The organism is Pannonibacter phragmitetus, from assembly GCF_050510895.1.
In the GTDB taxonomy this organism is placed as follows: Bacteria; Pseudomonadota; Alphaproteobacteria; order Rhizobiales; family Stappiaceae; genus Pannonibacter; species Pannonibacter phragmitetus_B.
The window spans coordinates 385001-404148 of the sequence record NZ_JBNINT010000001.1; the positions used below are offsets into that span (position 1 = coordinate 385001).

At 60.8% G+C, this 19148-nt stretch carries 14 protein-coding genes, 1 tRNA gene, 2 rRNA genes and 3 pseudogenes (1 of these 20 cut by a window edge); 15 read left to right on the plus strand and 5 right to left on the minus strand.

What is annotated here, in order from left to right; genetic code table 11:
- The 4 genes from ACQB61_RS01790 to ACQB61_RS01805 form a co-directional block, all read left to right on the plus strand.
- Nucleotides 1-918, plus strand: a 23S ribosomal RNA gene (locus ACQB61_RS01790) (it extends 1804 nt beyond the left edge of the window).
- A 212-nt stretch (nt 919-1130) separates the two neighbouring features.
- Nucleotides 1131-1244, plus strand: a 5S ribosomal RNA gene (gene rrf / locus ACQB61_RS01795).
- A 67-nt stretch (nt 1245-1311) separates the two neighbouring features.
- A tRNA-Met gene (locus ACQB61_RS01800) sits at nt 1312-1388 on the plus strand.
- A 330-nt stretch (nt 1389-1718) separates the two neighbouring features.
- Nucleotides 1719-2114 carry a VOC family protein gene (locus tag ACQB61_RS01805; protein WP_430511239.1) on the plus strand — a complete coding sequence of 132 codons (396 nt, stop codon included), beginning with the start codon at nt 1719-1721 and terminating at the stop codon, nt 2112-2114.
- Here ACQB61_RS01805 and ACQB61_RS01810 read toward each other — a convergent pair.
- Nucleotides 2066-2728 (minus strand): helix-turn-helix domain-containing protein, encoded by a 663-nt coding sequence (locus tag ACQB61_RS01810; protein ID WP_430511240.1) that lies wholly within the window; start codon nt 2726-2728, stop codon nt 2066-2068. The genes ACQB61_RS01805 and ACQB61_RS01810 overlap by 49 nt on opposite strands.
- 64 nt (nt 2729-2792) lie before the next feature.
- Nucleotides 2793-3158 (minus strand): winged helix-turn-helix transcriptional regulator, encoded by a 366-nt coding sequence (locus tag ACQB61_RS01815; RefSeq protein ID WP_430511241.1) that lies wholly within the window; start codon nt 3156-3158, stop codon nt 2793-2795.
- A 138-nt stretch (nt 3159-3296) separates the two neighbouring features.
- On the opposite strand from ACQB61_RS01815, the gene gstA reads away from it, so the two are divergent.
- The 5 genes and pseudogenes from gstA (at nt 3297) to ACQB61_RS01840 (ending at nt 7763) form a co-directional block, all read left to right on the plus strand.
- Entirely contained in the window at nt 3297-3923 is a 627-nt protein-coding gene (gstA, locus tag ACQB61_RS01820) for a glutathione transferase GstA (RefSeq protein WP_430511242.1), read from the plus strand.
- On the plus strand, nt 3920-4297 hold the full coding sequence (locus ACQB61_RS01825; RefSeq protein ID WP_430511243.1) for a nuclear transport factor 2 family protein: 378 nt from the start codon (nt 3920-3922) through the stop codon (nt 4295-4297). The genes gstA and ACQB61_RS01825 overlap by 4 nt, the downstream gene beginning before the upstream one ends.
- A 45-nt stretch (nt 4298-4342) precedes the next feature.
- Entirely contained in the window at nt 4343-4558 is a 216-nt protein-coding gene (locus tag ACQB61_RS01830) for a tautomerase family protein (protein WP_430511244.1), read from the plus strand.
- Nucleotides 4559-4873: 315 nt separating this feature from the next.
- Entirely contained in the window at nt 4874-5608 is a 735-nt protein-coding gene (locus ACQB61_RS01835) for a helix-turn-helix domain-containing protein (protein ID WP_430511245.1), read from the plus strand.
- A gap of 168 nt (nt 5609-5776) precedes the next feature.
- Nucleotides 5777-7763: pseudogene (locus tag ACQB61_RS01840) on the plus strand (tyramine oxidase).
- Between the two features lie 92 nt (nt 7764-7855).
- Here the strand turns inward: ACQB61_RS01840 and ACQB61_RS01845 are convergent.
- The 3 genes from ACQB61_RS01845 to ACQB61_RS01855 all read right to left on the minus strand — a co-directional run bounded on the left by ACQB61_RS01845 (nt 7856) and on the right by ACQB61_RS01855 (nt 13250).
- On the minus strand, nt 7856-10930 hold the full coding sequence (locus ACQB61_RS01845; RefSeq protein ID WP_430511246.1) for an AAA family ATPase: 3075 nt from the start codon (nt 10928-10930) through the stop codon (nt 7856-7858).
- The gene (locus tag ACQB61_RS01850) at nt 10927-12066 is read right to left on the minus strand and encodes an exonuclease SbcCD subunit D (protein ID WP_430511247.1); all 1140 of its coding nucleotides are present in this window, start codon (nt 12064-12066) and stop codon (nt 10927-10929) included. The genes ACQB61_RS01845 and ACQB61_RS01850 overlap by 4 nt, the downstream gene beginning before the upstream one ends.
- A 287-nt stretch (nt 12067-12353) precedes the next feature.
- Entirely contained in the window at nt 12354-13250 is an 897-nt protein-coding gene (locus ACQB61_RS01855; protein WP_430511248.1) for a LysR substrate-binding domain-containing protein, read from the minus strand.
- Nucleotides 13251-13437: 187 nt separating this feature from the next.
- Between ACQB61_RS01855 and ACQB61_RS01860 the strand changes: the two genes are divergently transcribed.
- The 6 genes and pseudogenes from ACQB61_RS01860 to ACQB61_RS01885 form a co-directional block, all read left to right on the plus strand.
- Nucleotides 13438-14439 (plus strand): hydroxyacid dehydrogenase, encoded by a 1002-nt coding sequence (locus ACQB61_RS01860; RefSeq protein ID WP_430511249.1) that lies wholly within the window; start codon nt 13438-13440, stop codon nt 14437-14439.
- Between the two features lie 10 nt (nt 14440-14449).
- A complete protein-coding gene (locus ACQB61_RS01865; RefSeq protein ID WP_430511250.1) occupies nt 14450-15130 on the plus strand; it encodes an RraA family protein in 681 nt (226 codons plus the stop codon).
- Nucleotides 15131-15154: 24 nt separating this feature from the next.
- Nucleotides 15155-16114 (plus strand): Bug family tripartite tricarboxylate transporter substrate binding protein, encoded by a 960-nt coding sequence (locus ACQB61_RS01870; protein ID WP_430511251.1) that lies wholly within the window; start codon nt 15155-15157, stop codon nt 16112-16114.
- A gap of 63 nt (nt 16115-16177) precedes the next feature.
- Complete coding sequence (locus tag ACQB61_RS01875; protein WP_430511252.1) at nt 16178-16639, plus strand: tripartite tricarboxylate transporter TctB family protein; 462 nt, start codon at nt 16178-16180, stop codon at nt 16637-16639.
- A 105-nt stretch (nt 16640-16744) separates the two neighbouring features.
- Nucleotides 16745-18192: pseudogene (locus tag ACQB61_RS01880) on the plus strand (tripartite tricarboxylate transporter permease).
- A pseudogene (locus tag ACQB61_RS01885) lies at nt 18155-19072 on the plus strand (amidohydrolase family protein); the annotation flags it as partial. The pseudogenes ACQB61_RS01880 and ACQB61_RS01885, both read left to right, overlap by 38 nt.
- Nucleotides 19073-19148 lie beyond the last annotated feature (76 nt).

Sequence of the window (19148 nt, forward strand, 5' to 3'; positions counted from 1 at the left end):
CGAATGGCGTAACGACTTCCCCGCTGTCTCCAGCATAGGCTCAGTGAAATTGAATTCCCCGTGAAGATGCGGGGTTCCTGCGGTCAGACGGAAAGACCCCGTGCACCTTTACTACAGCTTCACACTGGTATTCGTGTCGACATGTGTAGGATAGGTGGTAGACGTCGAAGCGAGGGCGCCAGCTCTCGTGGAGTCATCCTTGAAATACCACCCTTGTCGTCATGGATATCTAACCGCGATGTAACAGCATCCGGGACCGTGTGTGGCGGGTAGTTTGACTGGGGCGGTCGCCTCCCAAATGGTAACGGAGGCGCGCGAAGGTGGGCTCAGAGCGGTCGGAAATCGCTCGTCGAGTGCAATGGCATAAGCCTGCCTGACTGCGAGACTGACAAGTCGAGCAGAGACGAAAGTCGGCCATAGTGATCCGGTGGTCCCTCGTGGAAGGGCCATCGCTCAACGGATAAAAGGTACGCCGGGGATAACAGGCTGATGACCCCCAAGAGTCCATATCGACGGGGTTGTTTGGCACCTCGATGTCGACTCATCGCATCCTGGGGCTGGAGCAGGTCCCAAGGGTATGGCTGTTCGCCATTTAAAGCGGTACGTGAGTTGGGTTCAGAACGTCGCGAGACAGTTCGGTCCCTATCTGCCGTGGGTGTAGGAGAATTGAGAGGATCTGTCCCTAGTACGAGAGGACCGGGATGGACGAACCTCTGGTGGACCTGTTGTGGCGCCAGCCGCAGTGCAGGGTAGCTATGTTCGGAATAGATAACCGCTGAAGGCATCTAAGCGGGAAACTAACCTCAAAACAAGTTCTCCCTGAAGAGCCGTGGTAGACCACCACGTCGATAGGAGGCATGTGGAAGCACGGCAACGTGTGAAGCTGAGCCTTACTAATAGCTCGTTCGGCTTGATCACTCTCATTAATCAATGTCCATTCCATTCTAAATCCCTCACGGGGCGCACGGCTTACGCCTGCCCCTCCGGAAGGGCGGCCTGACCGGCCGGCGCGCGTCGCGCTTGCGAACCATAGGTTCGTAACGTCCCTAACTACTCAGGGAAACACGCCAAAACACATCGATCAGCACTCGCTGAAACAAGACCAGTTCCTCATATCTGCGTTTCGCCGGCCTGGTGGCCCCAGCGGGGGCCAACACCCGATCCCATCCCGAACTCGGCCGTGAAACCCCCCAGCGCCAATGGTACTTTGTCTTAAGACACGGGAGAGTAGGTCGCTGCCAGGCCTGCAAAACGCAGATAAATAATCAATCTCTTCAACAAACCGCGGCAAAAACCGCCAAGACACCTCAACGCGGGGTGGAGCAGCCCGGTAGCTCGTCAGGCTCATAACCTGAAGGCCGCAGGTTCAAATCCTGCCCCCGCAACCAAATCAAAAAAAACACAAAAAAACCTCGCCAAAACACGGCGGGGATATTCGCGTATGATACATAAACACATAACAATAAGAACAAAACAGAAACAAAAACAAGCCAAAACACTGCGCAGCAGGCCAAAATACTCCGAAGGCACCTACACAACATAATCAATGAAAATCACGGCTCCGGAATAATCGAGAACAGACCCTAGCTGAATTGCAGGTGCACGGACGTCTTCCGGGCCTTGATCCGACGCGGGACCTGGGTGGCGCGATCCTTCAAGACAAATATGCCGTTCATGTTCAGATGCCGATCTGGAAGCACATGCCTTGGAGGAACTGGATGATCCTGAGATACACGATCCTTTATGTCGAAGATGTCGCGGCAACGCTCGATTTCTACGAGCGCGCATTCGGTCTGAAGCGGATCTTCCTGCACGCATCGGGGGACTACGGGGAACTGGCGACAGGCGGCACGAAACTCGCCTTTTCGTCGGTTGAACTGATGAGGCAGCTCGGCAAGGAGCCCGGAAGGCCCGTGTTGCAATCCCCGGTGTTCGAAATCGCCTTTGAGACCGACGACGTCCAGGCGGCATTCGACCGCGCAGTTGCAGCAGGCGCAAAGCCGGTGCAACAGGTTCGCGACGAGCCGTGGGGGCAGACAACCGCCTACGCTGGCGACTTGAACGGTTACCTTGTAGAGATCTGCTCGCCAGTCCAGTTGCCGAGCGCAGGCTGACGCAACAGATCAATGACTGCCGTATTGCGGCGCAGATGACCCGGGCTTAGCCCGAACCACCTTACGAGCTCCCGGGTCATGTGGGCCTGATCGCTGAAGCCGCATTTAAAAGCGATTTCCGCAAGCGGCGCACTGGTGGCGAGCAGCGCGGCTGCTTGGCGCGCCCGTGCCAGCAGGCGCCAGAAATCAGGCGGCGGCAGGCGCTTCTTCAGAAAGAGCCTCTGCATGGTCCGGATGGAAACGCCCAGGTCCCGTGCTGAAGACCCTGCAGTGGCACACGGGGCGGCAAGTGCGGCAATGGCATCATCCAGACCGGTGTGCCTGCCGCATTCCTCTTCAACAATGGCTTGTGCGCGGCTGGTATCTGCGGCAACCGCCTCAAGTGCCTTGGGCGGCATATCAAGACCCGGGCGCAGGCGGTAGCCCGTGATCCGGACGCCGGGGCGCAGATCGGCAATGCGGGGCCGGAAATCCAGTTCTGTCAAAAGGATGTCTGCAGGCCCATCCGTCTTCCGGATGATCAGCAGATCGCGGCACCCATCCGGAAATATGGGCGCTTTTTCAGGCGCTTCGGCATGATGCTGCCACTTGATGAAGCGGATTTCATTCTGCATCTCAAACCAATAGCAACTGTCTGCCCTGCACGTAAGCAGGGAATGCAGCAAAGGGCTGAGCTGTTCAGGCTGGATCCGGCCCGTCCTGTGCGGCTGCCTTCAGCTTGTGGCCGACTGCGACGATGGCGTCCAGCGCCGGGACCAATTCCTCGCCAAGGGGCGTCAGCGCATATTCGACCGAAGGGGGCGAGGTGGGCTGAATACTGCGGGTCAGCACGCCCTTGCTCTCCAGCTCACGCAGGCGCTGCGACAGAACCTTGGCTGAGACTGGCGGAATATCCAGACGCAACTCGCTGAAACGGCGCGGCCCGGCACGCAAGTGCCAGATCACATTCGGCGCCCAGGCCCCGGAGATAATCGCCATGCACTCGGTCAGGGCACAGGGTGTGGGCGGCCGTGCGCTCTGGTTCTTGCGAAGTTTCAGGCTCATGTCTGGAACCGGTCCTTGCCTTGGGTGCTCGCGAGGTTACTGCGGAGAAACCTGATAATCAGGTAACTGATGGAAACCAGGTTGGCAAGGGAAACCGAAGTGCCTAACCTCCAGCCATCAACAGCAAGGACCCTTCACATGAAGCTCTATTACAAGCCCGGCGCCTGTTCCATGTCAGCGCGGATCGTACTGCATGAACTCGGACTGCCTTTCACGGCTGAGAAGGTCGATACCGGCGCCGGTCTGACCGGATCAGGTGCCGACTACCGCAAGATCAATCCGAAGGGCTATGTGCCCGCACTGGAGATCGAGGGCGGCGCCGTCCTGACGGAAAATCCGGCGATCTTGCAGTTTCTGGCCGACAGCCATCCGGAGGCTGGGCTTGCACCTGCGCCTGGCACGGTGGAGCGCGCGCGCCTGCAGGAATGGCTGAACTTCACCGCGTCGGAACTGCACAAGGCATTCAGCCCCTACTTCCGCGGCAAGGCGCATGCCGACGAGGAGAAGGCGGCAGCTTCCGCGCAGCTCGAACGGCGCATAGGTGATGTCGAGCATGGACTTGCTGATGGGCGGAGCTTCGTCCTGGGGAACGAGTTCAGCGTGGCTGACGCCTATCTTGCCGTGGTGCTGAACTGGACCCGTTTCATCGGTGTGGAACTGGCACGCTGGCCGCATGCTGCTGCCTATCTCTCCCGGGTTATGGAGCGTGCATCGGTGCAACAGGCGATGCGTGAAGAAGGGCTGCTGGAGGGAGAGGCTGCATGACTCAGGCTTTCTCTGAGATTGCCGCGGTCCTGCAGGATTACTTCGACGCGCTGTATTTCTGCGATACAGGCCTCCTGCAGCGCGTCTTTCATCCCAGGGCAATCTATGCCACCGCCGATGAGACGCCGCTGCTTTACCGCACCATGGAGGAATATGTCCCGGTTGTCGCCGCCCGCCAGTCTCCGGCGTCGCGGGATGAGCCGCGCCGCGATTACATCGATGCCATCGATCTGGCCGGAGACAACACGGCCGTTGCGCGGGTGCGCTGCTCGATCGGGCAGAGGGACTTCGTGGATTTTCTCACCCTTGTGCGCAGCGAGGGGCAGTGGCGGATCATCGCCAAGGTCTTTCAGATCATCGAACGCCAGCCTTAGTCTCTGATTCCGGTTTTCATTCCGGGAAAACTCAAAGGAGCAGCCATGCCTTACGTGAACATCAAGATCACCCGCGAAGGGGCGACTGCCAACCAGAAGGCCCGCCTTATCGAAGGGGTGACCCGCCTTCTGACCGATGTGCTGAACAAGAACCCGGCAACGACCTTTGTCGTCATTGACGAAGTGGCAATGGAAGATTGGGGCATTGGCGGTCTTCCGGTTGACGAATACCGAAGAACGCTCGCCAGCGGACCTGCCTGAGCCTTTCCCTCCGGCGTTCTCATGCCCTTGTCTCCCAGCCCCGGCGTTGGGGCTGGTGATATGCAAAGCCCCCAAACTGTGCTGAGATAGGCAGGTTGAAGGGCTTTGCGGAAACGGGGAGGACGCCATGGAGCCGCAGACGACGCCGCAGCACCGGCAGGTGCCTGTCGAGGAATTGCAGGCAGACCTGAATAGGGTCTGCGGTGCCTTTTCCTGCAAACCAGGCGGCCGGGCGGCGTCATCCATGGTGAGGTCTCTGACCGCCGCACCGGCCCTTTCGACACGGCCTCCGTTGTTCTTGATACATCGTCCGTCGTGCGGGATGCACGGGCTATCCGGCAGGCACCGGGCGAGCATTTCTTCCTGATCGTGCAGGAGGCCGGTTGCTGCCGGATAGCGCAGGAAAGCCACTGCACCTTGCTGTCGGCCGGGGACATGTTCCTGGCCGATGCGGCAAGGCCTTCCGAGTTCTCATACGGAACCATCCAGTCCCGGCAGATTTCCCTGCATCTGCCGAAGGAGGAGATTGCCGGCCGTTTCGGCCAGGCCTGCGATGGCGGCCTGCCGATCTCCCGCAGTGATCCGCTCTGGCTGGCGATGCGGGCGGTTCTTTCCAAGATGTCGGAGGGTTCAGGTGCGCAGACGGAGCTGGGGGAGGCCATGTTCAGCCTGCTGGGCGCCTATGTCAGTTCCATGCGGGCGGGCGGCCTGCCGGAACGCGGCACCGGGCTTTTGTCCCGTGCCCTGCAGTTGATCGACCGCCACAGATCCGATCCGGCCTTCGGGCCACGGGAACTTGCGATGCAGCTCAATGTGTCCGAGCGCACGCTCCAGCGCCATTTTCAGCCGCTTGGCGAAACGCCAGGACGGCGCCTGCTCGAACGGCGTCTTGCTCTTGCCCACGCAAGGCTGACCGGTGCGCGCCGCCGTCCAGGCGAGACAGTCACCTCGATTGCGCTTGATTGCGGCTTCAATGATCTGTCGTATTTCCACCGTGAGTTCCGCAAGAAATACGGCGCAACTCCAAAGACTGCCGCCAACGGCAGCTGACGGTTTTTTGCAATGGCCCTGTCGGCTTCGTCCAAGTTTGACGGCCAGCCCGCTTGCACAATCTGGTCCCTGAAGCCTTCCGGGGTTCCGGAAGCTTGAGCCTTTCAAGGTGCGATGCGTCAGCATCAGCGGCCTTGGGACAACAGCAAAAAACAAGAGGGAACACGGATGAAACTGACAAGACATCTTGCGTCCGGAGCATTGGCTCTCGGACTGGGTGCGGGGCTTTTGGCCTCTGGGGCAGCAGCCCATCCGCTCGACGGACTGACGGCGGAGGAATATCAGAAGATCAACCAGATCCTGCGCGATCAGAAGGTCGCGGACGATGATACGCTTTATCCTCTGATCGAGCTGAAAGAGCCGCCGAAGGCGGACGTTCTGGCCTGGAGCGAAGGCTCCAGCCTCGACCGCAAGGCGACCGTGTACTTCACCAATTCCGGCGGCTTTGGCGAGGCGGTCGTCAACATCACGCAAGGCACGGTTGAGAGCAACGGGCAGGCCGCAGGCCAGCCTATGGTGCTTTTCACGGAGTTTATCGACGCGCTGGAGGGCGCTCTCAGCCATCCGGAGATGGTGGCGGGCCTTGCCCGGCGCGGAGTGAAGCCGGAAGAGGCCTTCTGCCTGCCTCTCACGGGAGGAAACTTCTTTACTGAGGAATACACGAACTCCCGGCTGATGAAGGTGCCCTGCTACAAGGTGCCGGACGGCTCCAACTTCTATGCCAAACCTATCGAGGGGCTGTTTGCCATCTACGATATCGGCAAGAAGGAGGTGCAGCGTGTCATCGACACCGGCATCGTTGCGCTGCCTCAGGATGGATGGGGCTATACGGAGGAGGAGGTGGCCGCGCGCCTGCCGTTGCGCCCGCAGTCCAGACCCGCCACGCTGTCGCAGGAGGGGGCCCAATTTTACGATCAAGGGCAGCCATCTTGAATGGGACATCTGGCGCTTCAACTTCCGTGTCGACAAGCGCCCGGGCCTTGTGATCTCCAATCTGGATGTGAATGATCAGGGAACATGGCGGTCCGTCATCTATCAGGCGCATCTGTCCGAGGTCTTCGTGCCCTATATGGATCCGACCGAGGGCTGGTACTGGCGCACCTACATGGACAGTGGTGAATATGGCTTCGGCCTGTTCCTGAGCCCGCTGCGGGCCGGGATCGACTGCCCGAAGCATGCCACCTTCCTTCCGGCGACCATTGCTGATGACAAAGGCGCGCCGCTTGTCATTCCCGATGCCATCTGCGTCTTCGAGCGCAATACCGGTGATCCGGCCTGGCGGCATTTCGAGGTCTTTGCCCAGACGCCGGAGGCGCCTGTTCCGGCAGAAGGGCGGCCTGCGACCGAGCTCGTGGTGCGCACCGCCTCCGAGGTTGGCAACTACGACTATCTCATCGATTACCGCCTGCAGCAGAACGGGCAGATCAACATCTATGTCGGGGCCACCGGGCTTGATGCCGTGAAGGGCGTTGTTTCCGCCTCGATGAAGGATGCAACGGCAAAGGAGGACACGGCTTACGGCACGTTGATCGCGCCCAATCTCGTTGCGGCCAATCACGACCATTACTTCAACTTCCGCATCGACTTTGACGTCGATCAGCCGGTGAACCACTTCTCCACCATGGACATCGTGCCTGCAAAGCTCGACCCGTCCTCACCGCGCAAGTCGATGTGGACGGTCGAACACAACATGCCCGCCACAGAGCTGGAAGCGCGCTACAAAATCTCGGCCATGCAGCCGCGCTATTTCCATATCTCGAACCCCGCACGGGAGGGCTATCTCGGTCACGAGCCGGGCTGGATGATCCATCACGGCAATGTTGCCTATGGGCCGTTCGACTTTGCCAACGATCCGCCGATGAAGCGCAATGCCTATATCGAATATTCGGTCTGGAATACGGTCTATGATCCGGAGCAGCGCTACGCAGGCGGCAAGTTCGCCATGCAGAGCGACGGTTCCGATACGCTGGCCGAATGGGTGAAGAAGGACCGGAGCCTGATGGGGCAGGACATCGTGACCTGGTTCTCGGCAGGGTTCCATCACATTCCCCGCATGGAGGACTGGCCGGTCATGTCGACGGAGTGGAAGACCGTCCATATCATGCCGCATAACTTCTTCGCCCATAATCCGGCCCTGACACTCAGAAAGGACTGAGTTAAGGCCCGCTCCGGGCGCTGGAACGAATGGCCGGGCCCCGCAGAGGCAATCCCTCCGGGGGCCGGCCAGCCAAGCGCATCAGGATATCATCACGGCAGGCCGCGTTCCTCGATGCTGCTGCCAGCCGCGGATTTGCGGATGTGGAAGCCGTTGGGGATGGCCTCCTGCACCTGCGGCACATGGGAAATCAGGCCGACGGCGCGGTTCTGGCTGACCAGGGCTCCCAGCACCTGCAGCACCTGATCGAGTGTGCCGGAGCCATTTTCCGTATCGAGACTGCCAAAGCCCTCGTCGATGAAGATTGTGTCAAGCCGCACCTTGCCACTGGCGCCTTCCACCACATCTGCAAGACCAAGTGCAAGGGCGAGGGCGGCAATGAAGCTCTCGCCGCCCGAGAGCGTTCCTGTGCTCCGTGCCTTGCCAGTGTGCATGTCGAACACCTGAATGCCAAGGCCGCGCTTGCCGCCCCCTGTGCCGTCCATGTCACGCTCCAGCCGGTAGCGGCTGGCTGTCATCGGCGCCAGCCGCAGGTTCGCCGCCTCGAGCACCTGATCGAACATGGCGCCAATGGCAAAGGTCTCCAGTGTCAGCTTTTGCGGGTTGGCGCCATTTACAAGTGCGGCCAACGCCCGCAAGGGGGCCGATTCTGCCTCGGCAGCCTTCGCCTTCTCGATCATCCCGGACAGGGAGGTCTTGACGCGCTCAAGATGTGCCGACCGGCTGGCTGCCGCAGCACGCTCTTCTGCTGCGAGCGTCAGCTTCGCGGCAAAGGCTGCATGCTCCGCGCGCAGGCGGGCAGTCTCCGGGCGGCTGGCATCACCAATCGCCAGCACCGCTGCCTTGGCCGCGTCTTCCGCGCTCCGGTGTTCGCGCCAGAATGCTTCGACAGCTTGTCTGTCGGCTTCAAGCGTTGCGATCGCCGGTTTGAGAGACTGGAAGCCATCAAGGCTCAGGCCCGCAGCGGCAAGCCTTGCGGAAAAAGCCTCTTCTGCTTTCTGCTGCCGCTCCTGACAGATCAGATGCTGCGCCCTCGCGTTTTCGAGGTCGCGTGCAGCCGTCAGCGCCGTCTCCCGCGCCGCCCGGGCAGCTGCTGCGGCGGCCATCTGCCCGGCCACGAGCTTGTCCAGCGCCTGCGAGGCCTTGTTAAGGGCTGCAGCAAGGGCCTGCGGGCTCCTGAGGTCTGCAGGCACGCTTGCTAGCTGACTGTCTCTCGCACTGATTGCTGCCGTTGCCCGGTTGCGGCTCTCTTCGAACTGGTCCCGCAGCCCGTCACGCTCCAGCTCAAGGGCAGCAAGCTGCCGGTCGAGTGCGGCAAGACCGTCTTCGGCTGATGCTGCATCAGCTTCCGGCCCAAGCGAGGCAAGCGCATCAGCCAGTTGTTTCAGTTGACCGGCCAAAAGCGGCGCGGGCTCTTCGGGCTGTGACAGAGCTGCAAGGCGCGCCTCCCGCTCCGCCAGTCTTGCCCGAAGGCCTGCCAGTACTTCCGCGGCTTGGCCCACCTCGCGGCTTGCTGCCTCCCATGCTGCCTTTGCCTTCCGGAAGGCCGCGTCCAGGCCTGCGTTTCCGGCTTCGCCAGTGGCAGGAGCCGGATGCTCGGTTGCACCGCAGACAGGGCAGGGCGAGCCGGGTTCCAGCCGGGCGGCCAGATGCAGCGCCTGCGCACCTGAGAGGCTGTGTTCGGCTGCCTCGAGATCCCGCTGGGCCTGTCCGGCCTGCTCCAGCGCTGCTGCATGAGCAAGCCGCTGCCGCTCTTCCGCGTTACGGGCTCCGGCCACCTCCTCAACAGCCTTGGCATAGGCGGATGCAGCCGCATGTCTTGCGTCGAGGTCCCGGTGCTGGTCGTTGAGAGCGGCGCGCTGCTTTTCCGTCTCGCGCTGGACCCTCAAGGTTTCCTGCGCCCGGTCGCGCTCCTGCCGCAGGCTGGCAAGCCTGCCTTGCGCCGTCTCCAGCTTGGCTGCTGCCTCTTCCTGTGCCTTCAGCGCGGCGGTGGCTGTTTCGCCGCTTCCGGCAGCCGCTTCCAGAACACGGCCATAGCGGACGAGGTCGTCCTTCTGGCGGCGCAGTGTCTCCACTTCGTCAGACCGCGCCTCCTCGCGCTGCACGGCCAACTCCGCCTCTGCCGCCGCTTTTGCGGTTTTCCCGGCGCTCTCTGCCGCGCTCTGCAGAGCTCCAGCGGCCTTCGCGGTCTCCGTCTTTGCGTCTTTCACCCGCTCTTCCGGGTCAAGGAGGCTGCGTGCAAGATCAGCCTGCCGGACCTGCCCGGCCAGAGCCTCAATCTGCTGGCGTGATGCTTCCAGTTCTGTCAGCCGTACCTGCGCCTGATCTGCGGCGGTGAATTTCTCCTCAAGGGTCTCTGCGAGCCGCAGGCGTTTTTCGGCGGCTTCCGTTTCGGCTTTTGCTGCCGTAAGGGCAAGCTCAAGCCAGGCAATATGCGCCTGCGCCGCTTCGATGCCTTCATCCAGTGCATCGAAGCTTTCGAAGCCTTCCGCATTCAACTGCCGTGCGGAAAGCGCCAGCTCCTCGCGCACATGCCGCTCGGCAGCTTCGGCTTCCGATTTCAGATCCGCCATGAGCGCCTCATAGCGGGAGACATCGAAGAGCTCGCGCAGGATCTCCAGCCGCTCCTTTGTCTTGGCGGCCAGAAACGCCTCGAAGCGGCCCTGCGGCAGCAGCACGATCTGGCGGAACTGCCGCGCGCCATAGCCGAGCAGATCCTCGATGGCCGCATCCACATCCCGCACCTTCTTCTCGGCGATGATGCGGCCGCGCTGCGCCGGTGAAATCTCCTTCGGCTCCAGGCCTGTGGCATCGAAGAGATAGGCTTCATGCGCGCTTCGGGTTTCGCCGCCGCCCCGGGTCTTGAGGCGCATCTGTTCCGGGCGGCGCAGGGCGGCATAGCGGCGCTCTGCGATGTCGAAGACAAATTCGACTTCTGTCAGCATGTCCGCATCGGCATGGTCCGAGCGCAGCGAGGAAGTGTCCTGCTCCGCCTTGGCGGCCTCGCCGAAAAGGGCGAAGGTCATCGCGCTGAAGATCGTCGACTTGCCCGAGCCTGTCTGGCCATAGATGCCGAAAAGGCCGCCATCGACTGCCTTGCGGAAGTCAATGGTGACCCGTCCGGGGTAGGGGCCGAAGGCCTGAAGTGTGAGCCTGACCGGCCTCATTGCCCGTCCTCCTTCACGCGCAGGCGCTCCAGCGCGGTGCCGAGAACCTTCAGTTCTGTCTCAGAGAGGCGGTTGCCCCGCACTTGCTCAAGAAAGTCGCCCATCACCGTCACGGGATCTGCCGCTGCCACAGTGTAGCTGGCGGATTTCATCTCCGGTGCGCGCTGGTGGCGTTCGTAGACGAGTTCGCAGGCATTGGGAAACACCTCCCGCAGCCGCTTCATGCCATCAATGACCGGTGCCTCATCTGTGAGGACTGCCTTGATGAAATCGCTCGAGGGCGGTGCCTGAAGCAGCTCTGCATGTGTTCCCTTCAGCACGCGCACCCGGCGCAGCGGCGTGAAGGGAATTTCCTCGATCGTGGCCTGACCTGCCGCGTCCAGCTCCACCAGGCTCATGGATTTCGCGCAGTCTGCCTCATCGAAACCGAAGGCCAGCGGCGATCCGGAATAGCGGATATGCGCTGCACCCACTTCCTGTGGCCGGTGCAGATGCCCGAGCGCGACATAATGGGCGCCCTTGAACACCTCCGTGCTGACGGTCTCGATGCCCCCGACCCGTGTCAGGGGGCGTTCGCTTTCGCTGTTGGAGGCTCCGGCGACAAAGGCATGGGCGACAGCAACCCAGCGTGCCCCTTCGGGCACGTTGCCGCGGGCGCTGGCGGTCTGGGCGCGCAGCACATCTTCCGGACTTTGCAAGGTCTCGTCGCCGAAACACTCGCGGGCAGCGTGCTCGTAGGCGAAAGGCAGGCCGGTGAAGGCCACCGGTCCCGCTGCATCCTGCAGAACAAGCGGCATCTCGCTGGCGCTGATGACACCCCGGATCAGAGCGCGGCGTGTGTCGGTCATGAGGGACATTGCGGCAATGCGGTCACCGGAATCGTGATTTCCGGCGATCATCACCACAGCCGCGCTGGTCTGCGAGGCGACCTGCGTCAGGAAGGTATTGAACTGGCGGACGGCAGGGGCAGGCGGTGCGGCCCGGTCGAAAATATCCCCGGCGATAATGAGAACTTCGGCGTCTCTGGACACAAGTGCATCAAGGATCTGCCCAAGGATGGCATCATGATCTGCTTCAAGCGAAAGGCCGTTGAACTGCCGCCCGAGATGCAGATCTGCCGTATGGAGAATCCTCATGCGCGTACCTGTCAGGTTTTGAACGCATGAGGTTTAAAGGCAGACCGGCTGTTTCGTCTACCTGCCGTATGCTCAGTCCGGCCGGTCAGCCACCGCCTTTCAGTCATTCGCAGCCGGATTGCCCGCTGGAAAAGTCTTGCGGCTCCCCTCAGAGGCTTCTGGCAAATCTGACTCTGTGCACCAAGGCGGCGCATGCGTCGTCGGAAGGCCAGAGATCTTCCGGCTCGATTCCCGGACAAGGCCGGCAGTGGTGAACTGAGCCGCCTTGCCCGTGACCGCCAGGTCCGCTACCGCCTGACATTACGTGGCAAGCCATGCTCACCGCAAAGGCTGGCGAGCATTTCGTGCAGATCCCCGATAATTTCCGTGCGGGGCGAGACTGTCCGCTCCACTATTCCGATCTGCCGTGTCAGCTGAGGGTCGCCAAAGGCCAGTTTGACGAGCTCCAGATCTTCAGGTTCCTGAAGAGCCACATGCGGGACTATCGATACGCCGAGCCCTTGCCTGACGCAGGTAACGATCGAGCCGATTGTGTCGATTTCGGCGATGTCCTGTGTCACGATTCCAAGCCGGGAAATTTCGGCATCTATGACGTTCGCCAGCGGAACAGCGCTTCTAAAGCGAATGTAGGGCGTCTCCTTCAGCAGCTTTACAGCATTCGTTTCCTTTGTTCCCTTCGGTGCAATCAGCCAAAGGGGTTCGCGCAGAAACGGGCTCCACCGCAATGCTGGCGGTATGCCCATGTGATCAGCCACGATGGCTGCATCAAGCCGTCCACCGGCCACATCGGCAATCAGGGTGGCCGAAAGGGATATTCGAAGGCTGATTTTGAGCTGAGGGTATTGCGTACGCATCTGCACGATCGCCCTGGGCAGGAGATTGAGCGCACTTGAGCGCACCGAGCCGATGATCAGTGTGCCCGCGATCTTTTCACCTTTCAGGCTGGCTTTTACATCCTCCTCTTCCCTCAGAATGTTTCTGGCCATCTCCAGAACCTGCATGCCCTGAGGTGTCAGCGTCGGCGGCCTGGATGTGCGGTCAAAAAGCTGCGCTCCCAGCTCCATCTCAAGGGCGTGAACTTGCTGGCTCACAGCCGAAGGCGTGAGCCCGACCACGTCTCCGGCCTTTGCAAACGTGCCTTGCGTGACAATTGCCACGAGTGTCTTCAGCTGACGCGTGTCCATCTTTAAATCCAGTTTTTCTACATCTAATAAGCAAAAATATTCGCTTTTGTGAAGTTATTCTCTCCATTAACGTTCTCCGACGGGAGGATTGCAGGTGTGCCGCCGGGAGCCGGCCGCCGAACCAATCGACAAAAATCAGACGGATTGACGAATGCCTGCGCAGGGCATGCGTTTGGAGAAGTGTGCGATGAAACGAACCATTCTCGTAACCGGACCGGACCTTGATCCGAGTGCGAAGAAGCTCTTGGCCGAATTTGGTTATGAGGCCGTACACACCCCGCCCTATGCCGACAGCTGCGTCATTTCCGAATACCTGAAATCCTCGGGCGCCGTGGGAATTGTTTCGCGCATGGGCCGGATCGATGAAAGCGTTATGGCCGACGCGCCGCATCTGCGTGTTATTTCCAAGCATGGCGTGGGCGTCGATAACATTGATCTTGAGGCTGCGGCGCGGCGCGGCATTCCGGTGCTGGTTGCCGCTGGCGCCAACGCGGTCTCTGTCGCCGAACATGCGATCGCTCTGCTTCTGGCCGTCGTGAAGCGGATCCTGCCGCTTGACGCAGGGCTGCGCGCAGGCCGCTGGGAAAAGCCAGGCTTTGCGGGCCGAGAAATCGCTGGTGCCACGATGGGGCTCTTTGCAATGGGCGCGATTGCCCAGGCGACGGGCCGCATGGCGCAGGGGCTCGGCATGAAGGTCATCGGCTACGATCCCTATGCTGACGACGGCGCATTCGAGGCCCTGGGCGCCGAGCGCTGCACCAGCTTTGAGGACATGCTCTCGCGCTCGGATATTCTGAGCCTGCATAGCCCGTTGACGGAGCAGACCCGCAACATCCTTGATGCCAGTGCCATCGCACGCATGCCGGAAGGCAGCTATGTGATCAACACCGCACGCGGTGGACTGATCGACGAGACGGCGCTTCTTGAAGCCATTCAGAGCGGACATCTGGCAGGCGCGGGGCTCGACACCTTTGCAGTCGAACCTCCCAGCGCGGACCACCCCTTCTTCGCAGAGCCCCGGATTGTGCTGACCCCCCATATTGGCGGCGTGACGCGCGAAGCGGGCGCGCGGGTGGGGGTCGAGGCTGTCAGCGGCATTTTTCAGGTGCTGGCCGGTGAGCCTGTTCCGCCATCGCGAATTGCGAACCGCAAGCTCCTTGACGCCGCCAATCGCTCACTTGCCGAATAGAGGGTTAGAAATGTCTGCTGGTTTCCGTATCAACAATCGCGGGAAAGTCGCCTCGAAAGAACTGGTCGACGCCTTTGCCGTGCTTCCGGTCGCCAATGTCTCGGATGCCATGGCCCGCATGACAGCTGCCGGGCCAACACTTCGTCCCATGCATGCGTCGGGCGCAATGGCCGGGGTCGCCTTGACGGTCAAATCGCGTCCTGGCGACAATCTCATGCTGCACAAAGCCATCGATATGGCGGTGCCCGGCGACGTCATTGTCGTTGATGGGGGCGGTGATCTGACGAACGCGCTGATGGGTGAGCTGATGCTTGCCTATGCCGTGAAGAAAGGTGTCGTCGGCTTCGTTCTGAATGCAGCCATTCGCGATGCCGATGCCTTCGTATCGACCAACCTGCCGACCTTCGCAGCCGGTGTTACACATCGCGGTCCCTACAAAGACGGCCCGGGCGAAATCAACGTTCCAATCAGCATCGGCGGCATGGTGATCGAGCCGGGCGACATCATGCTCGGCGATTCCGACGGGGTTCTCTGCGTTCCGCTCGCTGATGCCCAAGCCATCCTCAGCAGGACACAGGCCAAGCAAGATGCCGAGGCCAGGCAAATGCAGGCGATCGCTGCCGGCACGAATGACCGGACTTGGGTTGACGCCACATTGAAGAAACTGGGGTGCGCATTTCCAGAAAACTGAAATAAAAGTGGAGGAGGAAATACCATGTTGAGGCTGATGAAGAAGACGGCGCTTCTGGCGCAAGTTGTCTTTCTGTCTGCGGGCACTGTGATGGCCGCTGATTACCCAAACAAGCCAATTGAGGTGATCGTAGGCTTTGAGGCCGGTGGCGGCACGGACGTCATGGCTCGAACGGCTGCCCCGTTCATCGAGAAATATCTTGGTCAGGGCGCAAGCGTCGTCATCAAGAACGTACCCGGTGCCAGCGGGCAGATCGGCGTGACCGAGGTGGCTCACGCGTCTCCTGACGGCTACACGCTTGGCACGTTCAATCTTCCGGGAATGATGGCCCGCACGATTGACCGCAAAGCCGAATACGAAGTCGACAGCTTCACATACCTTGGCAATGTGGTGAACGATCCCAACGTGATCGTGACGTCCAAGGCAAGCGGTCTCGATACGCTCGACAAGCTCATCAGTGAGGCAAAGGCGAATCCGGGTGCGATCACTGTGGGCATGTCGAGCCTTGGCGGTGACGACCACTTCGCCTTGATCAAGCTTCAGAACCTTTTGAACACGGACTTTACGATTGTTCCGTTCAAAGGATCTGCGCCTGCGCGCACCGCGCTGCTTGGCGGCCATGTCGCTATGGGTATTCTCAACATCTCTGAAGTTGCCGAGTTCCGGGAACAGCTTAATGTGCTTGGTGTTGCTCTCGACCAGCGCTCCCAGTTTGCGCCTGACCTGCCGACATTCAAGGAACAGGGGCTTGACCTCGTCAATGGCGCAATGCGCGGGTTCGTCGCACCGGCCGGATTGCCGGACGACGCCCGGGCCAAGCTTATGGATGCGTTCTCCAAGCTCAAGGACGATCCTGAGTTCCTGAAGGCCATGCAAGCTACCGCCAATCCGGTGGAGGTTGTCACGGGCGACGACTTCAAGACGATGACCAAGGATATTCACGATCTGGCGAAGGGCGTGTGGGAGACCACACCCTGGAACTGATCCGTCTCAGGCACGCAGCTTCAAGCTGCGTGCCCTTCCCACATCATCGAATGGAGCTGGATCATGTCCGCAACCCGTCCCTCTCGCCTGACGCGCCCGGAGACCTTGACTGCAATCGGCATCATCATCGTTGCAGGTGCACTTCTCGTTCCGGCACTTGAATTCAGGCCGATCTCAGCCCTTCTTCCGGTCTCCATGCTGGCCGGCATGATCGTGCTGTCGCTTGTCCTTCTCATCAAGGACCAGAGAAACGCCGCAAAAGGCCATGTGGCGAAGCCTATGATGGAAGCGCCGCCACGTGTCGCTGGCGCCTTCCTTTTGATCGCAGGTTATGTGGTCGCAACCGGTCTGATCGGCTTCTATCTCTCGACCGCCATTACCGTCCCGCTGGTCGCCTATGCTTTCGGATACCGGAGCGTGCCTGGCCTGCTGGCTGCTACTTTCATCGTTGTCGGTGCCATCTACGCGATCTTCGATTTCGCGATGGCACAGCAATTTCCCGTCGGCATTGTGTGGGCAAGGTAGGCAGACATGTACTACGAACTGTTGCACGCGCTTCCCGAGGTCCTGAGGTTCTCGAACTTCCTTGCCGTGGTCATCGGAGTCGTCGCCGGTATCATCGTCGGAGCCATGCCCGGCTTGAGTGCCACCATGGCCATCTCGGTCCTTGTGCCTTTTACCTTTGGCCTGGAGCCACTCGTGGCCCTCGGTCTCATGGCTGGCATCTACAATGGCGCCATGTATGGCGGAGCCATTCCGGCCATCCTCCTGCGCATTCCCGGCACTCCGGCGGCAGTCGCGACCACGTTCGACGGCTACCCGATGGCCCAGAAAGGCGAGGGTGGATTTGCACTGCAGGTCGCGGTCGTGTCGTCGTCGATTGGCGGTATTGCAAGCGCCTTTGCTCTCATGCTGCTTGCGCCTCCCTTGTCGAATGTCACCTTGCTGTTCGGTCCGTCGGAAGTCTTCTGGGTGGCGATTTTTGGTCTTGCCAGCATCATTTTCCTGCTCGGCGGAAGTCCGGTCAAAGGACTGCTCAGCGCCTGTTTCGGGGTGTTTGTATCGGTCGTCGGATCGGATCCGATCTTCGGGACGGACCGCTTCACCTTCGGCCAGCTTGAGCTGCTGGACGGGATCAATATCGTCATTCTGCTCGTCGGGCTCTATGCGCTTCCGCCTGTGATCGATTTGCTCGAAGTGCCACTCAAGACCGATGGCGTGAGCAGCAGCAAACTGGGAACAGAACCGCTTTGGCGCGCGCTTCCGCGCATGGGGCGCTTCTGGAAAACCTGGATACGCTCTTCAATCATCGGCATCTGGATCGGCATCCTGCCCGGTGCCGGTGGCTCGATGGCGGCTTTCATGTCCTACAATGAAGCGCGCCGCGCCAGCAAAACCCCCGAAACATGGGAGAAGGGCGAGCCGGAGGGGTGGCGGCTGCCGAGACCGCCAACAATGCCGATACCGCATCTGCGCTCATTCCGGCCCTGACGCTGGGCATACCCGGCACGGCCGTTGCCGCTGTCATGCTGGGTGGGCTGCTGATCCATGGTCTGCAACCGGGGCCGATGCTGTTCCGCGACAATCCGGACATCGTCTTCGGCTTCATGTGGCAGTTCCTGTTCGGCGCTGTGCTTCTGGTACTGCTCGGAGGTTCGCTTGCCACCAACAGCTTCGCACGGCTTTTGAACCTGCCGCGCCCACTGCTCGGGTCTGTCATCATCGTCTTGATGCTGATCGGCGTCTATTCGATCCATGGCCGCATGTTCGACGTCTATCTCATGCTCGGCTTCGGGGCGATCGGCTATGTCATGGACAAGCTGAAGTTCCCGCTTCCGCCGGTCGTCCTGGGGCTGATCCTTGGCGCCTTTGCAGAGGAGAACCTGCGGCTTGCATTGCGCATCGGCCGTGGTGACTGGTCGGTCCTGTTTGCCAATACGACGAGCCTTGTCATCGTCGCGCTTACGGTGGCTGTCGTGGTTGGTCCCATGATCAAGCGGCGCCTCGGCACGAGAAAAGCTGCAAGCCCGGGTCCTGATCATGGCACAGGCCAATCCGCATTTTGTGGTGAGGGATGACTGGCTGGCACAGGCGCGGGAAGAAATCCTTGCGCCGGAACAGCCGATCCTCGATGCGCATCATCATCTGTGGGTGAGGTCCGGCGGCCGGTATGCTGCCGCCGAGTTCCTGGACGATGTTTCGCGCGGGCATGATGTCCGTGCGAGCATCTATGTCCAATGCCGCACGGGCTACAACATGGATGCAGAACCTGCCCTGCAGCCTGTGGGGGAAGTGGAAACAATCCTGAAGTGGTGCCGGGCACAGCCTGATTATCCCGCCGCCCTGGTTGCCTTTGCAGATCTGCAGCTGGGCAGCGAGGTTCGCCGTGTTCTGGATCCGTTAATGGAAGCCGGTGATGGCAAGGTGCGCGGCATCCGCAACACCACTGCCTACCATCCCCATCCTGCCGTGCGCTCTAATCCGAACCCGCCGCCTGATGGGTTGTTGCGCAGCGATGCATTTCTCGAGGGGGCGAAGGTGCTTGCCGGGAATGGCCTCGCACTGGATATCTGGGCCTATCACACGCAGCTTGGCGAGGTGTTTGATCTGGCTTCTGCCGTGCCGGATCTCACGGTCGTGATTGACCATTGCGGTGGTCCTCTGGGTGTCGGGCCTTACCGGCTTTCGGGTCAAGAGGTGCTGGCGGACTGGCGAAAGTCCATAGCTGCCTTGGCACAATTGCCGAATACCCGCATCAAGATCGGCGGGTTCGGGTTGACGGTTCTCGGCTACCGCTATGCCGATGCAGCGCAGCCGCCGCATTCCAGTCAGCTCGCAAGTGACTGGGCGCCTTGCTTCTTTCATTGCCTTGAGACCTTCGGGCCGCAACGCGCCATGTTCGAAAGCAATTTTCCTGTCGACAAGGGGCAGTTCAGCTACGGCGCCTTGTGGAATGCGTTCAAACGGCTTTCGAAAGACCTCTCTGCCGGGGAGCGTGACGACCTTTTTGGCGGACCGCGTCGCGCTCCTACGG